The sequence below is a fragment of the Mesorhizobium sp. LNHC232B00 genome, assembly GCF_000502435.1.
Classification (GTDB): Bacteria; Pseudomonadota; Alphaproteobacteria; order Rhizobiales; family Rhizobiaceae; genus Mesorhizobium; species Mesorhizobium opportunistum.
In genome coordinates this window covers 1-13,733 of record NZ_AYWP01000044.1, presented here as the reverse complement: position 1 = coordinate 13,733, position 13,733 = coordinate 1, and the positions used below count along the sequence as shown (strand labels likewise).

9 protein-coding genes and 6 pseudogenes are annotated in these 13,733 nt (G+C 60.8%); 9 read left to right on the top strand and 6 right to left on the bottom strand.

The genetic code is table 11. The annotated features are described in order from the left end of the window. The first annotated feature begins 530 nt into the window (after positions 1 to 530). The 6 genes from X743_RS139945 to X743_RS1000000172515 all read left to right on the top strand — a co-directional run bounded on the left by X743_RS139945 (position 531) and on the right by X743_RS1000000172515 (position 7,873). On the top strand, positions 531 to 2,192 hold the full coding sequence (locus X743_RS139945) for an ABC transporter substrate-binding protein (RefSeq protein ID WP_031258706.1): 1,662 nt from the start codon (positions 531 to 533) through the stop codon (positions 2,190 to 2,192). Between the two features lie 45 nt (positions 2,193 to 2,237). Further along, positions 2,238 to 3,212 (top strand): ABC transporter permease, encoded by a 975-nt coding sequence (locus X743_RS139950; RefSeq protein WP_023768991.1) that lies wholly within the window; start codon positions 2,238 to 2,240, stop codon positions 3,210 to 3,212. Next, positions 3,209 to 4,141, top strand: coding sequence for an ABC transporter permease (locus X743_RS139955; protein WP_023768990.1), 933 nt, complete (start codon positions 3,209 to 3,211; stop codon positions 4,139 to 4,141). Before X743_RS139950 ends, X743_RS139955 begins: the two co-directional genes overlap by 4 nt. Beyond that, positions 4,138 to 5,160 carry an ABC transporter ATP-binding protein gene (locus X743_RS139960; RefSeq protein WP_023768989.1) on the top strand — a complete coding sequence of 341 codons (1,023 nt, stop codon included), beginning with the start codon at positions 4,138 to 4,140 and terminating at the stop codon, positions 5,158 to 5,160. The genes X743_RS139955 and X743_RS139960 overlap by 4 nt, the downstream gene beginning before the upstream one ends. Beyond that, entirely contained in the window at positions 5,144 to 6,145 is a 1,002-nt protein-coding gene (locus X743_RS139965; RefSeq protein ID WP_023768988.1) for an ABC transporter ATP-binding protein, read from the top strand. Before X743_RS139960 ends, X743_RS139965 begins: the two co-directional genes overlap by 17 nt. Before the next feature lie 84 nt (positions 6,146 to 6,229). Continuing rightward, positions 6,230 to 7,873 carry a N,N-dimethylformamidase beta subunit family domain-containing protein gene (locus X743_RS1000000172515; RefSeq protein ID WP_156934547.1) on the top strand — a complete coding sequence of 548 codons (1,644 nt, stop codon included), beginning with the start codon at positions 6,230 to 6,232 and terminating at the stop codon, positions 7,871 to 7,873. Between the two features lie 285 nt (positions 7,874 to 8,158). Here the strand turns inward: X743_RS1000000172515 and X743_RS01000000169600 are convergent. From X743_RS01000000169600 to X743_RS1000000173040, 5 genes and pseudogenes are all read right to left on the bottom strand, one after another. Continuing rightward, positions 8,159 to 9,195, bottom strand: a pseudogene (locus tag X743_RS01000000169600) (IS110 family transposase). Between the two features lie 71 nt (positions 9,196 to 9,266). Next, positions 9,267 to 9,665 (bottom strand): hypothetical protein, encoded by a 399-nt coding sequence (locus X743_RS0137410; protein ID WP_023768984.1) that lies wholly within the window; start codon positions 9,663 to 9,665, stop codon positions 9,267 to 9,269. Between the two features lie 42 nt (positions 9,666 to 9,707). Continuing rightward, positions 9,708 to 10,368, bottom strand: a pseudogene (locus X743_RS01000000169595) (IS5 family transposase); the annotation flags it as partial. Between the two features lie 45 nt (positions 10,369 to 10,413). Then, a pseudogene (locus X743_RS01000000169590) lies at positions 10,414 to 10,827 on the bottom strand (ATP-binding protein); the annotation flags it as partial. Further along, positions 10,823 to 10,912, bottom strand: a pseudogene (locus tag X743_RS1000000173040) (IS6 family transposase); the annotation flags it as partial. The pseudogenes X743_RS01000000169590 and X743_RS1000000173040, both read right to left, overlap by 5 nt. Before the next feature lie 297 nt (positions 10,913 to 11,209). Between X743_RS1000000173040 and X743_RS139970 the strand changes: the two are divergent. Then, positions 11,210 to 12,184 carry a threonine/serine dehydratase gene (locus X743_RS139970; protein ID WP_023768981.1) on the top strand — a complete coding sequence of 325 codons (975 nt, stop codon included), beginning with the start codon at positions 11,210 to 11,212 and terminating at the stop codon, positions 12,182 to 12,184. Positions 12,185 to 12,578: 394 nt separating this feature from the next. Further along, a complete protein-coding gene (locus tag X743_RS139975; RefSeq protein WP_051508641.1) occupies positions 12,579 to 13,034 on the top strand; it encodes a RidA family protein in 456 nt (151 codons plus the stop codon). 91 nt (positions 13,035 to 13,125) lie between these two features. On the opposite strand, the pseudogene X743_RS1000000171510 reads toward X743_RS139975, so the two are convergent. Further along, positions 13,126 to 13,281: pseudogene (locus X743_RS1000000171510) on the bottom strand (IS6 family transposase); the annotation flags it as partial. Between the two features lie 277 nt (positions 13,282 to 13,558). Between X743_RS1000000171510 and X743_RS1000000173740 the strand changes: the two are divergent. Next, a pseudogene (locus tag X743_RS1000000173740) lies at positions 13,559 to 13,733 on the top strand (IS21 family transposase); the annotation flags it as partial.

The window sequence follows — 13,733 nt, the reverse complement described above, 5'->3', positions numbered from 1 at the left end:
CTAGATGGATCTCCGACAGGTCGGAATTCCGGCGCATTGACGTCCCCCTTTCCAGCGGCCTTTCGCCATGGCTCGAGGATCAGGGCCTGGCGCGGGCAGGCGAAGTCGTTGCTATGGCGCTCGGCGAACCACCCATACCGTTGGCCACCGGCCCCCGTCTATTCGCCCTCGCCAATCAAGGGCTTGGCTGACATCTCCTTTTCGCAACACAGTGGCAGTAACTTCGTCCGGTTCGGGCGTTGCTGTCGGCACCGGGTTCTCAGCAACGTCCGGCGTCGTGCCAAATCGCTTGGATATGCACTGCAGAGGGTGGAGCCCACCCCTGCGGCTGTTTCTTAGGAATCCGGAGAACTCATCTGCTTACGACACGCAGGAGGTCTTCCCAATTGACACGGTCGTTGAACGGGGATAGTGGAATACCGTTCCAAATGATAAAGTGTGTCATATACCACATAGTTTGATAGCCGGAATGTGACGACGTGATTATTGGCACTTCCGAAACCCCAAAAGTTGCCAAGCGGGAGGACAAAATGAATAAGTTGCTACTCAATCGTCGTGCGGCCTTGAAGACACTCTTGGCCGGATCTGCGGCACCGTTTGTCATACGGTCACCGGCATTCGCCGCGTCGTGTGATGGCGTGGTGCGCATTGCGGCAATCATCGCTCCCGACACGCTGAATCCCTTCGCCACTTGGGGTTCGTTCTGGCCGACTGCCTACACCTATGACTTTCTGGTTGGGGTAGATGCCCAGCGTCATTCTGACCGGAAAGGCTTTGCCAAGGAGTGGTCTGTTGCCGACGACCAGCTTACGTGGACCTTCAAGATCTGGCCGGGCATGAAATGGTCCGACGGCCAGCCCGCCACGGCCAGGGACGCTGCGTTCACCTACAATTATCTAAAGGCGTCCATAGGCAAGCCTGACGAATTGAATGTCGGCTGGAACAATACGGGTGGCCTGGAGAATTTCGAGTCGATCAGCGCTCTCGATGACGAGACCTTGCAGATTGTGACCAAGTCGCCGACGCGATGGCCAATAGACAACCCCACGATGATTGTGCCAGAGCACATCTGGAAGGGCATCAGTTACGCTGGCGCGCGCAGCACCTTCCGCAACAATGCGCCGCTGGTGGGCACGGGTCCGATGATCGTTTCGGAGTTTAGGCAAGGGCAATTTTCCCGCTTAACGCCGAACCCTTACTTCCGCACTGGTCAGCCGGCTACGGAGGGGCTGATCATTAACTCCTTCAATGCTGCCGATCCGATCGCCCAGGGCCTGAAGAGCGGCAGCCTCGACTATGGCTTGAGCTTAACTGCCGCTCAGTGGGCTGATCTCTCGACGGATCCCGACATTGTCGTCGCCCGGTCGCGCGTCGAGCAGACGGATTTTCTCGCCTTCAATACGGCGCCCGGCAAAGGCGCAGGCAGCACCACGGCCCTGCAGGACCCGGCGTTTCGCGACGCGATCGGTTACGCGATCGACCAGAAAGCTCTCGTCGAGCGCGCTTATCGCGGTCATGCCGATCCCGGCGTCGGGCTGATCCCGCCGGTGGCCGCCGACTATTACTCCGACCTGAGTGACATCCGACGCCATTTCGATCTTGCCGAGGCGGGCCGGAGGCTTGATGCGGCCGGCTATCGGGAAAGCAACGGCGTACGGAAGGACAAGGAGGGAAAGAGCTTCCAGCTCGAGTTGATCACTTCTGGAAACTCGGGCGACCTAGCAATCCCGCTTGCAGTCGTGCAGTTGATTGCGGCCTGGCTTGGACAAATCGGCATTCCGGTGTCAGTGACGCAGCTCGACGCCGGCGCACTCGGGGCCCGCGTGGTATCACCCGCAAAGGGCGGTGGCGGCTGGGACCTGTATGTCGGGTCGCGCTGGCTGTCGCCATTTCCTTCCCTCCTGCTAACCTTGGGGAGCGCGAAGAGCGCCCGGGACACTTCCTATTGGGCCAGTGACAAGTTCGACGGACTGCTATTTCAAATCGAGCGCACGGTAGATCTCAAAATGAGCCAGGAACTGGTCGATCAAGCGGTGCGTCTGATCTACAAAGAGGCGCCCTACATCATGCTGGCCTACCCGTTTCTGCTCCATGCCCGTCGTCGGAAGGATTGCTTCGTAGGGTGGGGGCGGGATGATGATATGGTGTCGATGAATTCCTACTTCCCGTTCGATCGGCTGAAGCCGGTCTGACGGCTGGCTCCTTGCCTGGATCGGAACGGAAAGGAGAGACACCCAATGGGCCGACGCATCGGACGCATTCTCATCAGGGCGGTCGTGACGCTTGTGATGGTGATGTCGCTCAACTTCATCCTGTTCAGGGTTATTCCGGGCGACCCCGCCCAGCTTCTGCTGGCCGGGGCGCGTTCGAGCGTGACCGAGCAGCAGATCGATGGGCTGCGCAGGGAGTGGGGGCTCGATAAGCCGCTTCCGGAGCAGGCAGTTGACTACGTGTGGTCAACGCTCCATGGGAACCTGGGCTACAGCTTCAAGTTCAGGGGCGAGCGGGTTGCCGACCTGCTCCTGGCGCGGCTGCCGGCCACCCTTGCCCTGGTCGGGGTGGCGCAACTCTTCGCGATCGTCTTCGGCGTCATGCTCGGCCTCTATGCCGGCTGGCGACGTGGCGGGGCCATCGACAACGTGACCACGGGAACCTCCCTGGCGCTCTATTCCACGCCGGTGTTCTGGCTCGGCATGCTCATGGTGCTGGTGTTCAGCACGACCCTGGGCTGGTTTCCCGGCTACGGAGCCTATTCGCCGACGGGTGGGGCAGGGGGCGCGCTGAGCTGGCTCGCCGACCGTCTCCGGCATCTCGTGCTGCCGGCCGCAACGCTCGCACTGGGGTTGGCCGGGCAATATGTCCTGGTCGCCCGGGCCGCGATGAGCGACGTCGTGACCGAAGACTACATGGTCACCGCCCGAGCCAAGGGACTGACTGGCCGCCAGATGCTGATGCGTCACGCCTTCCGAAATGCCATGCTGCCGGTCGTGACCCTGATCACGCTCAATCTCGGCTATGTCGTGGCGGGAGCCATCACGGTCGAAGCCGTATTCAACTGGCCGGGGATCGGCGGGCTGACGGTCGAGGCGCTCAACGCAAGGGACTATCCCGTCCTGCAAGGCATCTTCCTCTTGCTCGGCGCGTCGATCGTGATCGCCAACACCGTGGCCGATCTGACCTACGGCCTTCTTGACCCTCGTGTGAGACAATGAGCGAAACTGCGACAAACCTCGCCGCGCCTGTCCGGCTGCGTGCGACCCGAGCCTTCCTGCGCAAGTTCACCGGTTATGTCGGCGCGCGGATCGGCCTCTCGATCCTTGCCTTCGTTCTCGTGCTGGCGGCGGTCCCACGCCTCCTTGTCGGCCCGCTGCAGACGGCGGTCAATGCAACCGGGGACTTCCTCGCACCGCCCAATGCCCAGAATATCCTTGGGACCGACGAGGTCGGACGTGATGTGCTCAATCTCGTCGTCCATGGCGCCCGGGTCTCGCTGACGATCGCGCTGGTGGCGACCGTGATCAGCCTCATCGTCGGCACTGCGATCGGCATGATGTCGGGGTACTATCGGGGCAGGGTCGACGTCTGGCTGATGCGCCTGACGGATTTCTTTTTCATCGTCCCCACCTTCGTGCTGGCGCTGATCATCACGCCGGTGCTTCTCGAGGTTTTCGGGCGTGGGGGAACGATCCTCGGCTTCCGGCCCTCGCTCTGCGTGGTCATCCTGGTCATCGGCCTGACGAGCTGGGGGTTTGTCGCGCGCATCGTGCGCAGCCAAACGCTGACGCTGCGGGAACGTCAGTTCGTCGATCGGGCCCGCGTGGTCGGCACCAGCGATCTCGGCATCATGATGCGGCATATCCTTCCCAACCTCGTGCCTCAGATCGCTGCCAATGGCGCCCTGGTCGTCGCCGGCGCGATCTATACAGAGACGGCGCTCTCGTTCCTCGGGCTCGGCGATCCCCTGCAGCCGTCCTGGGGCACCATGCTCTATCTGGCGCAGCGCGCCGGAGCCGCAAGCGTGGGCGCCTGGTGGTATCTCGGCGCGCCGGGCGTATGCGTGCTTGCGGTCTCGCTCGGCTTCGTCCTGGTCGGCAATGCGCTCGATGACACCTTCAATCCTCGTCGGCGGGCGATTCCATGACAAACCACACTCAAAAGGATGGCGCGCCGCTTCTGTCGGTCGACGGCCTGTCTGTCGACTATCGGCTGAAGGGCACGTCATTGCCCGCGATCAGCGACGTGAGCTTTGAGTTCAGGGCCGGAGAGGCCGTCGCGCTGGTAGGAGAATCCGGCAGTGGCAAGACCACGACCGCCATGGCGATCGCAGGCCTGCTGCCGCCCAATGCAGCGGTCAGCGCGGGTTCGGTCCACTATCGCGGAGAGCCGCTGCCGATCGACGACGATGCGGCGATGCGGCCGCATCGCTGGAGCGAGACCTCGTTCGTGTTCCAGGGGGCGATGAATGCGCTCAACCCGGTGCACCGGGTCGTCCGCCAGATTGCCGAGCCCTGCATGCTGAAGCTCGGCATGTCGCGGGAAAAGGCGCGAGCGAAGGCAATGGAATTGCTCGCGCTCGTCGGCATCCCGGCGGACCGGGGTGCGGCCTATCCGCACGAGCTCTCGGGGGGCATGCGCCAGAGGGTGATGATCGCTATGGCGCTCGCCTGCAACCCGTCGATCGTCATCGGCGACGAGCCGACCACCGCGCTCGATGTCATCACCCAGGCGCAGATCCTCAAGCTATTGGGAGAGCTGCGAGTGCGGCTCAACCTCGGTCTCCTCCTGATCACCCACGACCTCTCGGTCGTGGCTGAGGCCTGCGATCGAGTGATGATCATGTATGCCGGCCGCATCGTCGAGGAGGGCCGCGTGGCCGATATCTTCGCCGCACCCCGGCATCCCTATACCCAGCTGCTGATCGCGTCGATCGCGGATCCGGCGAGCGGCAACCGGGCGATCCAATCGATCCCGGGCGATCCCCCCAATCTTCAGACCCGCGCGCCGGGCTGTGCCTTCCACCCCCGATGTCCCTCCGCCATGGATATCTGCGCGGCTGCAATCCCCGACTTCGAGAGGACCGAGCGGGGATGCGTGGCCTGTCACCTGCACTCCCATGTGCAGCCTTTAGAGAAGGTCTCGGCCCATGCGCGACGGTACTGAAGTCCTGCGTCTCGAGGACCTGCAAGTCCATTACCCGATACAGGGCGGTGTGTTCGACCGCCTGCTGGGGCGGCAGAGCGGCGGGGTGCGCGCGGTCGACGGGATCGACCTCACTGTCGGCCGTGGCGAGATCGTCGCTGTCGTCGGAGAGTCTGGCTCCGGCAAGACCACGCTCGGCCGTGTCGTCACCAAGCTGGTGCAGCCGACCGGCGGAAGGCTGCTGTTCGAGGGCAGTGACATGACCTCGGCGCAAGGCTTCAAGGCGCTGCGCCCGTATCGGCGTCGGGTGCAGATGATCTTCCAGGACGCCTATCAGGCGCTCAACCCGCGGCACACCGTGTTCGACGTCGTGGCCGAGCCGCTGCGCTCGCTCCAGCTGGTGGACAACAGCCATCAGCTCACCGAGCGGGTGAGCGAGGCCCTGGCAGCTGCCGGGCTTAATCCTCCGGCCGAGTTCTTTGCGCGCTTTCCGCACGAGCTCTCTGGCGGACAGCGCCAGAGGGTCGTGATTGCCGGAGCGCTCGCGGTGACGCCCGAGCTCATCGTCGCCGACGAGCCGGTGTCGATGCTCGATGTCTCGATCCGCGCGCAGATTCTCCAGGTCCTCACCGAACTCCGCGCGCGGCAGAACCTTGCGCTTCTCTTCATCACCCACGACCTGCCGGTCGCCTGGCTGATCGCCGACCGAATCGCGGTCATGTATCTTGGACGGTTGGTCGAGATCGGCACGGCCGATGAGATCACGCTGAACCCGCGCCATCCCTATACAATCGCGCTGCGCGACGCCACGCCGAAGGTCCGCCCGGATGCCCACCGCCGTGAGTTGCCCGCCCTTCAGGGCGAGGTCCCGAGTGCTGCCCGCATCCCGAAAGGCTGCCGCTTCCATCCCCGCTGCCCGCTGGCCTACGATCGCTGTCGGCAAGAGGAACCGCCCGCCGTCGAGGTAAGACCAAAGCATATGGCTGCCTGCTGGCGCGTGGAGTGAGGGTTCCAAGCAATGTGGATTGCATTCACGCATGACAAGGCCTGTCGTGTGCGATGTGCAGACGAGAACGCTATGAGGAAAGTGATGAGCAAAAAAGTGAGCGCCGAACTCCCCGAACAGATGCCATCTAATTTTGTTCCTAGGAGACAGGGTTTCGATGGAGTGAAGACTTTATACTATGAGACTGTCTTCCAGGACCCCGCCTATCTAGAAGTATTTACATATACAGACCGAATGTCATACCGGCCTGGCGAGACGGTGCGATTCCACACCAGCACCACCGCAGAGCGTTTCGATATTAGCATCGTTCGCGATGGTATCAGGCCGCAGAAACTTGCTCACCTAGAAGGCATAAGTGGGAAATCAGTGGGTCTCCGCGATCGATTTTACGAGCGGGGTTGCGACTGGCCTGAGAGCCAGACATGGCGAGTCCCTGATGATGCGCCAGCAGGATTCTATATTGCCACCAGTGTGGCAAGCAAAGGCGACGTGCATCGAGAGCAGGAGCACGGTTTCTTTGTTTTGCCTCGCAAAGATCGACGGAAAGAAATCCTTCTGGTCGCGGCTACTGGTACGTGGAGAGCTTACAACGATTGGGGCGGCCACAGTCATTATGTTGGTGATAATTTGATCGACTATTGGCAATTCGCCCCCAAGGTTACTCTGCATCGCCCTTGGGCGAGGGGTTTTATCTGGCTGCCACCGGGCGCGCCGCGGCGAGCTACCAAACAACCGACGGCCATCGGATCGCCACCTCGCTATCTTCAGGATGAGTTCGCGTTTTCACGAGGTTTTAGCAAGTTTTGCGGCAGCGCTGGCTGGGCGAGTTATGAGCGACCATTCCTGTGTTGGGCGGAGGCTCAGGGACTTGAGGTCGACGTCATTTCTCAGGCGGACATGATCGCGGATCCTGATCTCCTGACCGCATACAAATGTGTCGTGTTCGTCGGCCACGATGAATACTGGACTTGGGAGATGCGTGAAGCAATCGAGCAGTATATAGAGAGCGGCGGGAATGTGGCGCGCTTCGCCGGCAACTTCCATTTTCAGATTCGCCTGGAAGACGACGGAACCACCCAGGTCTGCTATAAGGATCGGGTGTCCGAGAAAGATCCGCTCGCGGGCACCAAGGATGAACGCCGCGTGGCGACCGATTGGTCCGATCCGCGGATTGGCTGGCCTGGGGAACAAACGTTTGGTCTTAGTTCGGAATATGGTTGTTTTGCGGGCGTAGGTGGGAACGCAGCCCGTGGATCCGGCGGCTTCACCATTTACGACCCTAACCACTGGGCGTTTGAGGGACTCTACCTGGGGTACGGGGATGTCATCGGCTCGGAGGCGCAAATCTTTGGCTATGAAGTCGATGGATTAGATTACGAGATGATAGACGGCATTCCACGTCCGAGCGCCCGGATGAAGACACCTGAGGGTCTAAAGATTTTGGCGATGGGACTCGCCTCCAACTTAGAGCAGGCCTACGGCCGCAAGGGTGAGAGCCTCAAATGGGGTGACGAAACGACGGAAGTTGCGCTCCGACGCTACGGTGTCGCAACCGAAGCCGCCCGGGCCGCCGCCGCTCGTGGCTCTGGAATGATTGTCGCTTTCCAGAAGGGGCGCGGCTCTGTATTTCATGCCGGCAGCTGCGAATGGGTAGCGGGACTTCAGCAACACGACCCGGCTACCTGTCATGTTACGCGCAATGTATTGGATCGCTTTACACGATCTTAGCAGGCTTCTCTGATTGGGGTCGTTGAGGTCAAGCTCCTCCTGATATTTTTCCGGACCATGTCGCCGCGCGGGTCACTCGCTTCTCTTCGCGGTCGACGTTAAGCCGCCGCATGATGGGGTCAGTAGAGCGAGGCCTCTCAATCTGTTGAACGACCTTGGGAGAGTTCGTCCCAGGATCGTGCCTGCTAACGAGATCGCCTTGCCCATCGTCCCCACGGGAACGATCCGGATCACGCCCCTTCGGGCGGAATCAACTCCTCCTTCGTTGATCCGTTATCCCGTATTTCATGCCGATACGGGGCCGGGTGCCTTGCCGAAGCGGAATTCTGTCGCATCGCTCCACATGCGATGCAGGATGACAGCGAGCTTGCGGGCAACAGCAACTCGGGCTCGGGCCATACCGCGCCGCTTGGCGACGTTCATACCCCACGCTCTGAGGCTCGACCATTTCTTGCTGAGCACAAGGAGCGAATGAGCCGCCTCATAGAGGGCCGTGCGGGCGAGCTCGTCACCGCATCGGCTTACCTTGCCCGAATGTCCGTCTCGCCAGATTGATAGCGTGCCGGGGTCAGACCCAAATGCGCTCCGACATCCCTCGATCGGCGAAAGCGGTCCGGCTGATCGACCGCGGCACGAAAGCCGAGCGCGGTGATGGGTCCCACACCGGGCACGGACATGAGGCGCCGGCAGACTTGCTCCTTGCGGGCGATATTGAAGCCCTGCTCTGTCAGTCGCCCGAACTCGCGCAACATCGTTGCCACGATCGCCAGAAGCGGCTCGACAAGCGCCATGATGACCTTATCTGCGCCAATCAGTTCGCGCACGCGATGGGCGAAAGCTGCGCGGCCTGGAGTGCCGAGCTTGATGCCGGCCTCCCGCAGAATCGTCCTGACGACATTTTCGATCGTCCGCATTTCATTGAGGACCGTGCGTCGCGCAACGAGGAGGGATCGCCAGAGCCGACACTGCTGGCTCTTCACATGCACCTGCCGATACCAGCCGGTGCGCATGATCTGCGTCAAGGCGCGGGCGTCGTTGCGATCGGTTTTGTTCGGCATCGTTTTCATCGCCGCGTTTGCCTGCCGGGTCTCGATGCAGATCGCCAGCAATCCTTCGGCGCGAATACCGTCATAAAGCCAGGCTGTCAGCGAACAGGCTTCGAGCCCGATGCGCTCCAGCGGCAGATCGATTTTCCGCAAGGCTTCATAAAGCGCCCTCGGCTCACTCGCCGCCCGCCCTTCCTTCACGATCCGGCCGCTCTCGTCGACGACACAGATCGCGGTCTCTTCCAAAGACACGTCAAGTCCGGCAAAATACTTCATGGCTGCTCCTCCTGATGTTTGTGGCGATCTACATCGACCACGTTCTCACATCTCGACAGGAGCAGCCGCCCTCAATTTGGCTCGGGCGAGACCCCAATCACCCCATCTGTTGAAGAAGTCTGCCGTATTGCCTTGAGGGTGGCCTCGTCGCCGTTGTGGTAGGCGAACGTGATCTCGATCGAGCCGTCGTCGAGCAATTCGGCATGGCCATCGCCTGTGACTTCGTCCATCTCGTCACATCCGCCCCATGTGAAATGAACTATCGAAGGGCCGTAGCTCAGATCGAGGCCGGCTTGCAGGGCGCCAAAGGCGATCTTGCCGTTGTTGTCGGCTCCGATGGTGATGGTTGCGGGTCCACCGAGGTTGAGATAGCCGCGATCCCACAGATCGGCTTCGATGATTCGCCAGCGGCCGATCAGTTGGCAACCCGCGGGCGCGGTCATGTCGGCACCCGCCAGCAGCTTCGGCAATCGCACCAGATTGTAGGCGGCAGCCGCGAAGATGAAGGCCTACCGGACGCGGGCGTGTCCGCGCAATTTGGTCTTCTCCTGCCCAGCGACGGTTTTGATCCAGCCGAACGCCTCTTCGATGCGCTTTCTGATGCGCTGGCTGACGGCATAGCCACCGTGCCGCGTGGTGCGGCGATCGATCGCCGAACGACGGCCGTTCGTGTTCTGCGCTACATGCGGCGTCACCTTCATTGAGCGCAACTCGTTGATGAAGTCCTCAGCGTCGTAGGCCTTGTCGGCGCCGAGCGTGATCGCCCGCGGCGGGTCGGCGCAGGGTTCGATCATATGCAGTGCGGCCACTCGCTCGGCATGCCCGTCGGCCAGCGTCAGGCAGGCATCGACCAGCAGGCCGTGACGGTTCTCCATCAGCCCATGCCCCATGAAGCACAGCTTGGCCTCCTTGCCCTGTCCCTTGCGATAGAGCCTGGCGTCGGGATCGGTGGTCGAAGCATGCATTTCGTTCGACCGTTTCTGGCCGTGGAAGTCCGCTTCCGTGTTACGCCCGTCGTCCTGAGCCGGCGGCTCGCCTGAGCTATCTTCGCCCGAACCGTCCTTCGGCTTGACGCTCTTCATCGACGCCCAGGCCTCGATCAGCGTTCCGTCGACCGAGAAGTGTGGAAAGGAGCTTCTTCATCTTGGGCTGCGCCAGCACGGCAGCCAGGAAATCCGGAACTGCCCCTTTGCGTCATGAAGAATTGCCCCCACGGGTTCATGATGTCGGTTGAAGGTTGGTTCCGCCGGTGACGGGCCGGAGGGAGGCTGAGCCGACCGGAGGCCTGTCACCGGTGGGCGGCCTGATGAGGCCGCTGTTTCGCTTGGCGCGGAGCCGATAGCTGTCGCCGCGGATGGTCAGCACGTGGCTGTGGCGCAAGAGCAGGTCGAGGATCGCGGTCGCGACGACAGGGTCGGCGAACACGGTGCCCCATTCGGCAACGCTGCGGTTCGACGTGATCAGCATGGCGCCGGTTTCATAGCGCCGGCTGACCAGCTGGAAAAACAGGTGCGCTGCGTCGGGCTCCAGCGGCAAGTAGCCGAGCTCGTCGACGATCAGCAGCTTTGGTTTCGACAGCGCCAGCAGTTTCTCGTCTAGGCGCCGCTCGCCGTGCGCCTTGGCGAGGCCAGCATCGCCCGCGGACCTTGATGTAGGTCTCGTCCGCATGCCATTTGCCGGTCACGGGGCGCTTGCGCCGTTGAAACCGGACAACGATTCCGTTCCCCCATCCCATGCAAATGAACGAGGTTTTTGTGATCCTGCCGCCGCGGCTTTCCCGAGCCCCTGCGGGAGTAGGGCATCCATTTGTGGCGGGGGGAGCTGGGGGGCCATGGTGACGAATTTCAGGATGTCGTACTGCGACAGTGCCGAAGATATCGAACTCTTTGAAAGGATTTGCCGCGAGGGCGCCGCTTCAGAAAATGTCGGCCAAGAAACGCCCGCTCCCGCTCAGCCTGGTTCGGATTAGCAAGAAGTCCAAATACCCCATTGCCTCAGTTCAGAAAGTAAGAAGATGCTTGATTTCGACATGATAGCCAAGGCTGCCCGCACCCTAAAAGGCGTGACGCGTGTCACGCCTTTGTTGGAGTCTGAACTCCTCAACAAACGATTCGGTTTCCGCCTCCTCGTCAAAGCTGAATGCCTTCAGCGCACTGGCTCCTTCAAGATCCGTGGGGCCTATGTAAAGATTGCTTCTTTGACCGAAGCAGAGCGAGCAGCCGGCGTCGTCGCCTTTTCATCCGGCAACCACGCCCAAGGCGTCGCTGCGGCCGCTTCGGAGCTTGGTGTCACGTCCACCATTGTGATGCCAGATGGTGCTCCTGCGGTGAAGCTGCGCAACACTGCCGAATACGGCACTAAGGTCATCACCTATGATCGGGTCACCGGTGATAGAGCCAAGATCGCCCGCGATGTGGCGGCGGAAACGGGAGCAGTGCTTATTCCTCCCTATGACGACTACGTCTTGATGTCAGGACAAGGCACGATCGGGCTCGAAATTGCTAATCAGTTGGCGCAACGAAATACGACGGCAGATTCCCTTGTATGCCCGGCGGGTGGGGGTGGTTTGATTGCTGGCATCGCAACTGCGATGTGGGAATTAGCTCCTCAAACTCTTGTCTACTCCGCCGAACCTGAAAACTTCGACGATACCAAGCGATCGCTCATCGCTGGCGAGCGGATCGGAAATGAACCTGGTCACAACTCAATCTGCGATTCGATCGTAACGCAAATCCCAGGAGAGAAGACGTTCCCGATCAACAAGAAGCTCTCGGCTGAAGGGTTCTCCGTGTCTGAGGCGGACGTGATCTCTGCCATGCAAGCACTCGCAAACGACTTAAAAATTGTCACTGAGCCTGGGGGCGCTGCTGCTGTTGCAGCAGTTCTGCGTGATCGCGAGAGATGGAAGGGAAAGACTGTCGTGGCGGTAGTTTCCGGCGGGAATGTCGACCTCGATACCTTTTGCGAGATTCTGAAAGCTCGCGCTTGATGCCAAGTGAGGCAGAGACTCTCGCGAGCTGAACCCTGATGAACCGCTGATCAGAATTCCTGTTGACCCTATCCGCCCATAATGGGCGGACGATGTCCATACAACCTTTCGAAGGTAAGCAATGACCACGTATGTCCTCACCGCAACTTATCAGTCGACAAGACGTATCGTAGTAGCCCTCTCCGCTTTCTTGTGCGAGCTTGTACGAGATGGGGTGCAATATCATCGACAGCTAGCAGTTGATGACCTGAGTACCCTTGTTCCTGGAGGCGTCGGTCCCATGAAGATCGCCATGCTCATGGCAAATACGATCACCGCATCCTATCGATCAGTGGGGCGAGATTTCGAACTTAACGAATTGTAGCACATCAAAGCTGATGGAGAGAGATCAAAGATGGGAGCGGAAGCCACGGGTGGGTCGTCTGGCGGGCGAACCATTGTGCCACATGGAAACTACGTTCTTGCTAAACGCCATCGTGACTTGGTGTTTACGGCGGGCATGACCCCGCGGAAAACTGGTATTCTAACTCACACTGGCACCTTCACCAATGACTTTGATCTGGAAGGCTGCAAAGAGACAGTAGAGCTCGCCGCATCAAATGCGCTAGCGGTAGCGCGGAGGCTGCTAACCGATAAAGAGAGGATCGACAGCATACTGTCTATGACGGTTTTCGTGTCAGCGAGCGGCGATTTCAATCGGCACTCGCGCATCGCCGACCACGCTTCAAACTACTTTTTCCAGGAGCTTGGTGAAAAAGGGATTGGCGCTCGAGCAGCAGTTGGAGTGGCGTCTCTGCCTGGCGCCGCTGTCGTTGAAATCCAGATAATCGCAACCGTGGCGGAAGACTAGCAATATATGGCATCGAAACGTGGATGAAAAGACTGCCGGGTTCCGTTGCAAAGTTTGTCTGGTCAGAGAATTTGCCAGAGTGGTGACAACCTTATGCGGCAGCGAGGATTTCGAACTGCTCTGCGAGAGACGGGTTCGGATTGAAGGCATACCGCGCATGTCGTTTGCGCATCATGTGGACCATCTCGATGCCCGACAGGGTGGCGGCGGCGGTGTGCGTCGATTTGAAACCGAGCATCGGCCGCACTGCGTGTTTCGGTAATTCCCGGACACCCTTTTCGCTAAATCCCGGACAGTGATTTCGGCAATTCGCGGACAGCGTTTCCGCTAAATCCCGGACAGTTTTCGGGAGCGGATTTAACGGTCGGTTCTCGGCTGCGCCGTTCTGGCAGTTTGGCCNCTATTTGCTGCGGGCGCGGGAGGCCGGGCTGGCATGCTGGCCGCTGCCGCCCGGCCACGACGAGGCGACGCTTCAGCGGCTGCTGTTTGGCCGTGCCGGTCGTCCGCCGCAAGACCTGAGCGAACCGGACTTTGCGCTGATCGCCAGGGAGTTGAAGCGCAAGGGGGTGACGCTGACGCTGTTGTGGCAGGAGTATCGCGCCGCCCATCCGGACGGCTACGGCTACACTTGGTTCTGCGAGCACTTCGCCGCTTTCGAGCGCCGGACGAGCGCCACATTCCGCAACCGGCATGCGGCGG